8 protein-coding genes are annotated in these 8,084 nt (G+C 62.5%); 2 read left to right on the top strand and 6 right to left on the bottom strand.

The window, feature by feature from the left end; translation table 11 throughout:
- Positions 1 to 19: 19 nt before the first annotated feature.
- Genes tatA through QM609_RS13290 form a run of 3 tightly spaced genes read right to left on the bottom strand, consistent with a single transcriptional unit; the run spans position 20 to position 2,487 of the window.
- A complete protein-coding gene (tatA, locus tag QM609_RS13280) occupies positions 20 to 196 on the bottom strand; it encodes a Sec-independent protein translocase subunit TatA (protein ID WP_073512928.1) in 177 nt (58 codons plus the stop codon).
- Positions 196 to 867: a Rid family hydrolase gene (locus QM609_RS13285; protein ID WP_076948780.1), complete on the bottom strand. Its 672-nt coding sequence runs from the start codon at positions 865 to 867 to the stop codon at positions 196 to 198. Before QM609_RS13285 ends, tatA begins: the two co-directional genes overlap by 1 nt.
- 39 nt (positions 868 to 906) lie before the next feature.
- On the bottom strand, positions 907 to 2,487 hold the full coding sequence (locus tag QM609_RS13290; protein WP_003943721.1) for a flavin monoamine oxidase family protein: 1,581 nt from the start codon (positions 2,485 to 2,487) through the stop codon (positions 907 to 909).
- A gap of 238 nt (positions 2,488 to 2,725) precedes the next feature.
- Here QM609_RS13290 and QM609_RS13295 point away from each other — a divergent pair, with 238 nt between their 5' ends.
- Positions 2,726 to 4,237, top strand: coding sequence for an APC family permease (locus QM609_RS13295; protein ID WP_042452324.1), 1,512 nt, complete (start codon positions 2,726 to 2,728; stop codon positions 4,235 to 4,237).
- Positions 4,237 to 4,989: an IclR family transcriptional regulator gene (locus QM609_RS13300; RefSeq protein ID WP_076948779.1), complete on the top strand. Its 753-nt coding sequence runs from the start codon at positions 4,237 to 4,239 to the stop codon at positions 4,987 to 4,989. Before QM609_RS13295 ends, QM609_RS13300 begins: the two co-directional genes overlap by 1 nt.
- Before the next feature lie 3 nt (positions 4,990 to 4,992).
- On the opposite strand, the gene QM609_RS13305 is transcribed toward QM609_RS13300, so the two are convergent.
- From QM609_RS13305 to dcd, 3 genes are all read right to left on the bottom strand, one after another.
- Entirely contained in the window at positions 4,993 to 6,516 is a 1,524-nt protein-coding gene (locus QM609_RS13305; protein ID WP_149357786.1) for a hypothetical protein, read from the bottom strand.
- Positions 6,517 to 6,844: 328 nt separating this feature from the next.
- Positions 6,845 to 7,129, bottom strand: coding sequence for a hypothetical protein (locus QM609_RS13310; RefSeq protein ID WP_042452329.1), 285 nt, complete (start codon positions 7,127 to 7,129; stop codon positions 6,845 to 6,847).
- A gap of 25 nt (positions 7,130 to 7,154) precedes the next feature.
- Positions 7,155 to 7,724, bottom strand: a complete 570-nt coding sequence (gene dcd / locus QM609_RS13315; RefSeq protein ID WP_003943702.1) for a dCTP deaminase — start codon at positions 7,722 to 7,724, stop codon at positions 7,155 to 7,157.
- Positions 7,725 to 8,084 lie beyond the last annotated feature (360 nt).

The following is an 8,084-nucleotide window of genomic DNA, read 5'->3' on the forward strand; positions in this document are numbered from 1 at the left end:
CCTCGACCGCGCACGGGGGTCAGTCTCGCGGCTCCAACGCGAGGTCCGTATCCGACTGCAGTTCACCGACTTCGGACTTCAGGATCCGCATCGACCTGCCGAGGCCCCGGGCCGCGTCGGGCAGCTTCTTCGAACCGAACAGCACCACGAGCACTACTGCGACGATCGCCCAGTGAGTCGGGCTGAGCGCGCCCATCAGGCGGGTTCCTTGCCGTCGGGGTACACCGCATCGACCTCTACCTCGACGAGCCAACCGGCAACGGGCAGTCCGGCAACCTCGAGGGCGAAGCGGGTGGGCCGGGCGCTGTTTCGCTCGATCGGAGCGATCGGCTCGGCCGTGCCCATCGGCACCAACTCGGTGTCACCCGTGTCGAGATTGGTGTTGGCGAAGAACTGCCGGTACGCGCGATTCCATCCTGTGTAGTCGGCCTTGTCCGATCCCGGCGCGTTGTCGAGGAAGACGCGCATCGTCACGACGTCTTCGAGACTCAATCCCTGTGCTTCGAGGTTGTCGCGGATCTTCTTGAGTACGTTGATGCCCTGCGCCTCGGTGACGGTGACACCGGCCGGCAGAACACCGCCGGAAAACTGACCGTCGATGTACGACTCCGGCGAACCTTCCGGCGCCGCCTTGTTTCCTGCCGACGGGCCGATGCCGCTGGTCTTGTAGATTGCGGTGTCGCCGCCGATCGCGACGCCCTGAGCGATCATCGGGTTTGCCTGCCCCGCTTCGAGAATCGATTTCGAGACGAACGAACTCGATGCGGTCTCGGCGTCCGCCTCGTCAGACGAGCAGGCAGTGGCGAAGCCCAGTAGCGTAGTGGCGGCGAATGCCGCTGCAAGGACCTTGGTTCTGCGAGATTTCATGATGTGACCTCCAGAGAAAGTGATGGAAAACGAAGCACGTCAGGCAGTTTGCGCAACACGCTGATGCAGGTGGGTCACGACGTCCTGCGCGGACGTGAAGGCCCCGTGCTGCCAGGCGATGGCATTGGAGAGGTGATCGCCGGCGAAGTAGATCCGGTCGACGGGTTCGAGCAGCTTGGTGTACTCGGGAGTTGCCATGCCGCCGTGGGAATCTCCCGCGCCGGCCCATGATGCCCAGGCGGATTCCGAATACTTGGTGCGACGCCAGCTTCCGGAGAAGGACGACGAGATGTCGCGAGTGTATTTGTCGCCGTGGATTTCTGCGCCTTCGGCGATGGCCTTTGCCAGCCGCTGACGGTGGGTGAGCGATTCGAAAGCCTGTTGACGCTTACCCGAGCTGTAGTACGCGACGACGACGCCGCGGTCGGAGTTGTAGTGATCGTAGGGGAACATGATCTGGGAGATGTCGCGGTCGGTGTTGGACGCGCCACCGTAGATGCGGTCCTCGGTCTCCCACCACCGACGCGAGTATTCGATACCGAGCTTGCCCGACGACGACGGCTTGGCTGCATCCAACGCGAGCAGGATGTCGGAGGGCAGGTTGTTGTTCAGCCGCTTGATCAGGTGCGGTGGGATCGTGCAGATTGCGTAGTCGGCGGTGATCGACTTGGATTTGCCGTCGACGACGTAGTCGACGGTGACGCCTTCCGGCACGTTCTTCATGCCGCTGACCTCGGCGCCGAACTCGATGTTGTCCATCCCGATCGCGTCCTGGAACTTGTAGTAGATCCGGTCCATGCCACCGACGGGGGTCATCATCGTCATGGCCTGGTCGTAACCGAACTCGAAGGAGAATGCACGCCCGATGCCGCCCTGGATGACATCGCTCATCCCGAATGGTTCGATCTCGGTTCCGAAGTTGAGGCCGGCGCCCGGCTCCGCGGAGTGCCCTCGACGCGAGGATCCGACGTAGCGGCCGTCGCTGGAGAGATCACCGAAGTCGGTGAGGAAGGACGAGAGTGCTTCTTTGTCTTCCTTGCTCAAGACCTGGTCGAGAGCGCCCTGATTGGTGGCCTTCTGCAGCAGCTCGGACATGTATCCGTAGGTGTCGGCTTTGGCTGCTCGGTAGGTGATCGACTGATTCGCCAGCGGCTTGTTGCCGGTGTAGTTGACGAAGGTGTTCGCGTTCTGGTTTCCGAACATCTGCAGTTCGACGCCCAGTTCGCGGCAGTAGTCGATGGTGTTGTGATTTTGCGGAATACGCGTCGCACCGAGGTTGTAGAAGTGCCCTTCCGAGAACGTACAGGTCTGTGTCTCACCGTTCAGGTCGGTTTCTTCGGTGCCGTTGCGGATCGACCACACCCGACCACCCGGGCGGTTGCGTGCTTCGAGGACGGTGACCTTGTATCCGGCCTTCTGCAGTTCGTAGGCAGAGCACAGCCCGGACGGTCCGCCGCCGAGGATCACGACGGAGTGATTTCCCTTGACCTTTCCGATCAGGTCACCCGCAGCAGGTGCCTGAAATCGCCTCGGCGTCGACGCCACTGCCGGCGCCAGGCCGATGGACGACATAGCACCGAGTGCCAGGCCGGCGCCGCCGGTGATTCCCAGGCTGCGCATGAAAGATCTACGTGTGTATGGCATTCGAGCTCCCCAGTGTGCTCCCGGTGACCCGGGTGGTTGGTGTTGAACACAGACTTCAGGAGCGTTGGGTCCGGAACTTGACGCACAGGAAACAGTCAGTGGGGACCGAGTGAGAAACCTGCGAGCATCAGCATCGGGCTCTCTCACCCGAGTGCGATCAGCGGAAGCATGCCCGCAATATCGGCGTTACAGAACCGGACTAGCGTGACGCGACATGTCCGCTCTCACCGAAGCCATCGCGCGGTCCTTCACCACGCGCGAGAAGCAGCCCCCGGCGCGATCACCGCTGCGGGCGTTGGGCCGTCGGCAACTCTCGGGCGCCGAAGTGCTGGCCCAGTCGGTGGCAACCACTGCCCCTGCTGTGTCGATGGTCGTTCTGCCCGTCACCATGCTGACACACGGCCGATTGTTGAGCGGGATGATCACCATCATCGCGGCCACCGTGCTGGTGACGCTCATAGCCTTCTGCGTTTCGCAGTTCACTCGCCGAATGGCTGCGTCGGGCGGATTGCACAGCTTCGTCTTTCGTGGCCTGGGCACCCGGGCAGCATTGACCACCGGCATCGCCATGCTGGTCAAGTACGTCGGCAGCGCGGTGATGACGCTCTATCACGGCGGACAGGCCGCAATCGCATTGCTCGGCTTCGCGGGTGTGCACGTGGACAAGACTTTTCACGTCATCGCGCTCTATCTGGGGATAGCCTTGCTGATTCTCGGCGCTCTCGTGCGAAGTGTCAGATTTGCCGCGCTCGCGATCCTCGTCGTCGAAAGCTGTTCACTTCTGTTCATCGTCGGGCTCATGATCCTGGGCGGTTCCGGAAGTCAACAAGCACAGATCGTTCCACCCACCTCCGGCCACGGGTTGTTACTCACCGCCCTGGCTGCCGTGTTCGCTCTCGCCGGATTCGAGAGCGCGGCCTTCTTCGGCCCCGAGGCCCGTCGCCCGCTGGTAACCGTCACCCGCACAGTCCTTCTCACTCCGATCATCTGTGGATCGCTCTTCATCTTCGCGGGCTGGGCCGCTTGGTCCGGGCGCAGTGACACCCTCGTCAACGCCTATCTCCACGGAACGGCGACGGGCGTGAGCCCCGGTGTCGTGATCGCGCTCAACGTCGGTCTGGGGTGCTCGTGGCTGGCGTCCTCGATGGCGTCGTCCAATGCTGCGTCACGCCTGGTCTATTCGTTCGGTGTCGAGCGCCTACTCCCCCGCCGGTTCGCCTCGGTTCACAGTGCCTTCCGTACGCCCTACTTCGCATTGACTACCGTGGTCTGCACCGTCCTGCTGGGCGGCGGAACCTTTGCCGTTCTCGGGCGCGGAGAAATCTTCGACGACGTTCGGCTGACTGTTCGCGGCGCCGTCATCGTGGCCTATGCACTGACGGCTATCGCATCCGTTGTCTTCCTGACACGGATCGGCGAGCACACTCCCGGCGTTCTCGCGGCCGCGTCGTGTGGCAGTGGTGCCGGCGCGATAGTCCTCGGTTACCTGGTTTATGCCAACACGATCGACCACGCGTACGTTGCACCGATCGCCGTACTCGTGATCCTGACCTCGGGCACACTCTGGCAGTTCTACCTGCGACGCCGAAGCCCCAAAAGTCTGCTGCACGTCGGCGCTTTCGACAGTCCCGAAACCGAGGACGTACTACCAGGAGCTGGGGTGTTCGCCACCGACGCAGCCGGAAACATCGTGCTGGTGGGCGAGCCGACTGCCGGCGCCCGCTGATGGTGGGCCGACCACGCGACCTCGGTGGGCACGAACCCCGAGCGGTTCAGCGCGCCCTTGCCCTCCTCGAGTCGGCGGCCAGGCTCGGATCGGGAGCCACCGCCAAGGACATTGCCGCCCTGGCCGACATCCCACCTGCCACTGCGTATCGGTTACTCAACATCCTTGTCGCCGACGGTTACCTGGTTCGGATCGCCGACCTCTCCGGCTTCGCACTAGGCCGACGCACCCGTGAATTAGCCGGGGCTGCCGCCGAACCCACACCCATCGACAATTCGGTGCTCCTCGAAGAACTCCGCGAACAGCTACGGTTCGGCGTCTACCTCGCGTCGTTTGCAGAAAACAGAATTCGGCTCGTCGATCGCGATCCCGACCACGAACTCAGTGGTGAACGGACACTGGTCACAGCCGTTCACGCGTCGGCTATCGGGAAGCTGCTCCTCGCCAACCGACCCGAATTGGCCGAGGCCCCACTGCGAAAGGTCACCGCACACACCATCACCGACGGCGACGCATTGGAACTCGAACTCTCGCGGATCCGGCGCGGTGAGCCCGCCCGAGAGGTAGACGAGATTCGTGTCGGACGTTCCGCCGTCGCCGTCCCGATCCACGACGCGGAAAGGTGTGTCGTCGGCGCCTTGGCTGCGATAGGTCCGACCGGCAGACTTTCCGTCGACGACGCAGACCTGGTGGCACTGCTGCGGGAGTACGCGGAACGCATCGTTGCACCGACGATGTCGAAGGCAAGCTGAAAGTCAGAGGCCGAACACACGTTTGGCAAAGCCGAGATGCTCGTCGGCCCAGCCGATGACGCCGAGCGTGGAATCGAGATTCTGCGGCGGAGTGCGCACCAAGGTGTCGCGTCGGACGAGTCGGTCGAAATCGATCTGAGCGCGGTCGAACTGGACCCCTGCCGTGACCATGATGTTCGCCAGTTCTTGCGCCATCACCCCGTACGCGACTGTCGTGGGATGAACGCCGTCGAGCGAGAAGAGGCCGCCCGAAGCGCGGCCGCCGCGACCGTCGGCGGAGTAGAACAGCGAGTCCGGCACGGGTTGCAAGTCGGTCAGCGCCTTGGGAAGGGGGTACGGCGTCCACCATGACGGCCGCGCATTGACGTCGGTGACGTAGCGCCGTGAGGCCACGCGCTCGAGCAACCCGGCAATATCGCAGAGGTACCAGTCCTTCCCCACCCGACGGGCATTCGCGACGGCTTGCTCGATTCCGTCGTTGTACATGTCGATTGCGGTGTCGACGGCCCACGCCTGCGCGCCGGTGATGTGCTGATCGCGTTGTGGGTCGAAGTCGGTGTCGCGCACCCACGGTCGTGCGTAGTACGGGAAGTAGCGGGATCCGATTTCGATCTTCCCCCCGAGCCCGTGGGCGATCGGTGCGATGGTCACGTGTGGGACGGTGCAGAGGATGACGTGCTGGGCGTTGATCTTGCGGATCGCGGCCAGCACCTCGGCGTACTCCGACGCGAAGTGCTCAGGCCGCCACACCGTGTAGTCGCGCTTGCCGCCCGGATCACGGAAGTTGTTGCCGCTCCACTCGACTCGAAGTTCGGTGACGGTGCGGAGCGCGTTGTTGGCACCGAGGAAGACGATCAGAGTTTCGATGCCTTCCTTGCCCAACTCCGCTGCTGCGTCGAACGCGGTCATACGCTTCTCGGCGTCGGAGCCTCGCGGCAGAACTCGCAGTGCGGCGCGCTCGCCGTTGTTCTCGACGATCTGGCTGATCAAATCGTCGTGCGGTTGGTGAAGTGCATCCTCGCAGCACTGCGCCGTCTTGGTCAGAGCGTCACGAAGATCCCACCCGTACACCGAGAGGTTGTGGTTGATTGCCGAGAACGTCGGCGCTTCGCTGCCCGGTCCGCGTTCCCAGTAGTCCTCTACCTGATCCATGAACGCACGTGCAGCAAAGAGTGCGAGCGGAACCTCCCAGAGGTCGAGCCGTGGGCCGAAGCGCTCCTCGAGGGTGCGGAGCAACAGTTCGATGTTGAGCGGAAGCCCGCCCGGGCCGCCGTAACGGGGAAAGCGGAAATGGTCGAGCCGGCCCAGCTGGTGAGCAATGATCGCCGGATACGACAGATCGGTATTGAAGATCGCCCCGCTCTGGAATCCCTGCGACAGCGAATCGCCGATGACCACCAACCGGTGGGGAGCATCTCCCCCTGGCGGAACTACCGGAATCCCCACTGTGGGATCGAACTGCGGAACCCTTGGTCCGCCGGCGGCCGCGGCCACGACGTCGTCGGGAGTATCGGATGGAAGTTCCATGCCCACTCACCTCCGGAAAAGTCCAGCTGGTCAGCTTATCAGTGGTGGCTTACGCCGATCGGCATTGTCCTGCTCCGATTGCTTCTCGATCGACCTGACAACCTCGTCGGCCCACTGTTGATTTCGCCCGTCGAATTCCGCGCGGTCCCGACGCGCGATACCCCGCCCCACCAGGATGGCAATCGGAATGGAACACACGACCCATACGAGTAGTACGCCTCCGACAATCCACCACATAACCAGTAATTGTGCCCGATTCGACGACTGTTGTGCTCCAGGTCGAAACATCTGTCCGAATCGTGGCGGTCAATCCAGGTGAGCGCGCAGGTCAGAAACGATCTGCGTCGACGGTTTCACGGGCTTTGCGAACCTGATTCCAACCACGAGCGGCGATGCCGAAGGCAACAAGCGACATCAGATCCGAGACCGTCAGACCGTGTTCTCTGTTCAACGACCACAAGACCTGACCTTCCAGCGGTCCATTGAAGAACAGCCACGCCACCCCTGCACAGACGGTCACAACAACACTGGCTTTGGACGGCTTCATCAAACACACGGTGCTGGTCACGAACAACAAGTTCATGAAAACCAGACCGTAGAAAATTCCGATCATGCGACTCCCCCCGAAGTTCGTTCGTTCAGCCGCGGTTGAAGTTCAGGTACGCCTTCGACGGTGTCGGGCCGCGCTGGCCCTGGTATTTGGATCCGGCCTCGGAGCTTCCGTAGGGGAACTCTGCAGCGCTCGAGAGCTTGAGCAGGCAGAGCTGTCCGATCTTCATTCCCGGCCAGAGCGTGATCGGCAGGTTTGCGACATTGGACAGCTCCAGTGTGATGTGGCCGCTGAAACCCGGGTCGATGAAGCCGGCGGTGGAGTGCGTCAAAAGGCCCAGGCGCCCGAGGCTCGACTTACCTTCGAGACGGCCGGCGAGGTCGTTCGGCAGTGAGCACACTTCGAGAGTCGAACCGAGAACGAACTCGCCGGGATGAAGCACAAACGGCTCGCCCTCTGCCGGTTCGACCAGGCTGGTCAACTCGTCCTGGCGAAGTGCCGGGTCGATGTGCGTGTACCGCGTGTTGTTGAAAACCCGAAACAGACCGTCGAGGCGCACGTCGACGCTCGACGGTTGCACCATGGAGTCGTCGAAAGGGTCGATACCCAGACGTCCAACGGAGATTTCGGCACGGATGTCACGATCGGAGAGCAGCACAGGTAGAGGTTACCGGTTCTGCGGGCAGTGCCGGCCCATCGCCGGGGCGATCACACTGTGGTTACCGAACACGATGCGCGGGTTCTGGACTCCCACGGGAGAGCCCAGCCCCACCTATCTCAAGTTCTCCATCCCGAAAGGTGTTCCTGCGCAAAAATTTTGGGCAAATCATTTACCGAAGGCGCCGACTTCGACACGCCTGTGTTGATCAATGGCGGCCGGGGACACCGCCGCTTGAAAGCTCGTCTGATAATGTTCGGAAAGCACGTTGATCGGCGGTGAAAACACGTCCGGTCGGCTGCGACGCCGATGTAGTTCAATGGTAGAACATCAGCTTCCCAAGCTGAATACGCGGGTTCG

The organism is Rhodococcus sp. IEGM 1302 (assembly GCF_030056935.1).
GTDB lineage: Bacteria > Actinomycetota > Actinomycetes > Mycobacteriales > Mycobacteriaceae > Rhodococcus_F > Rhodococcus_F qingshengii.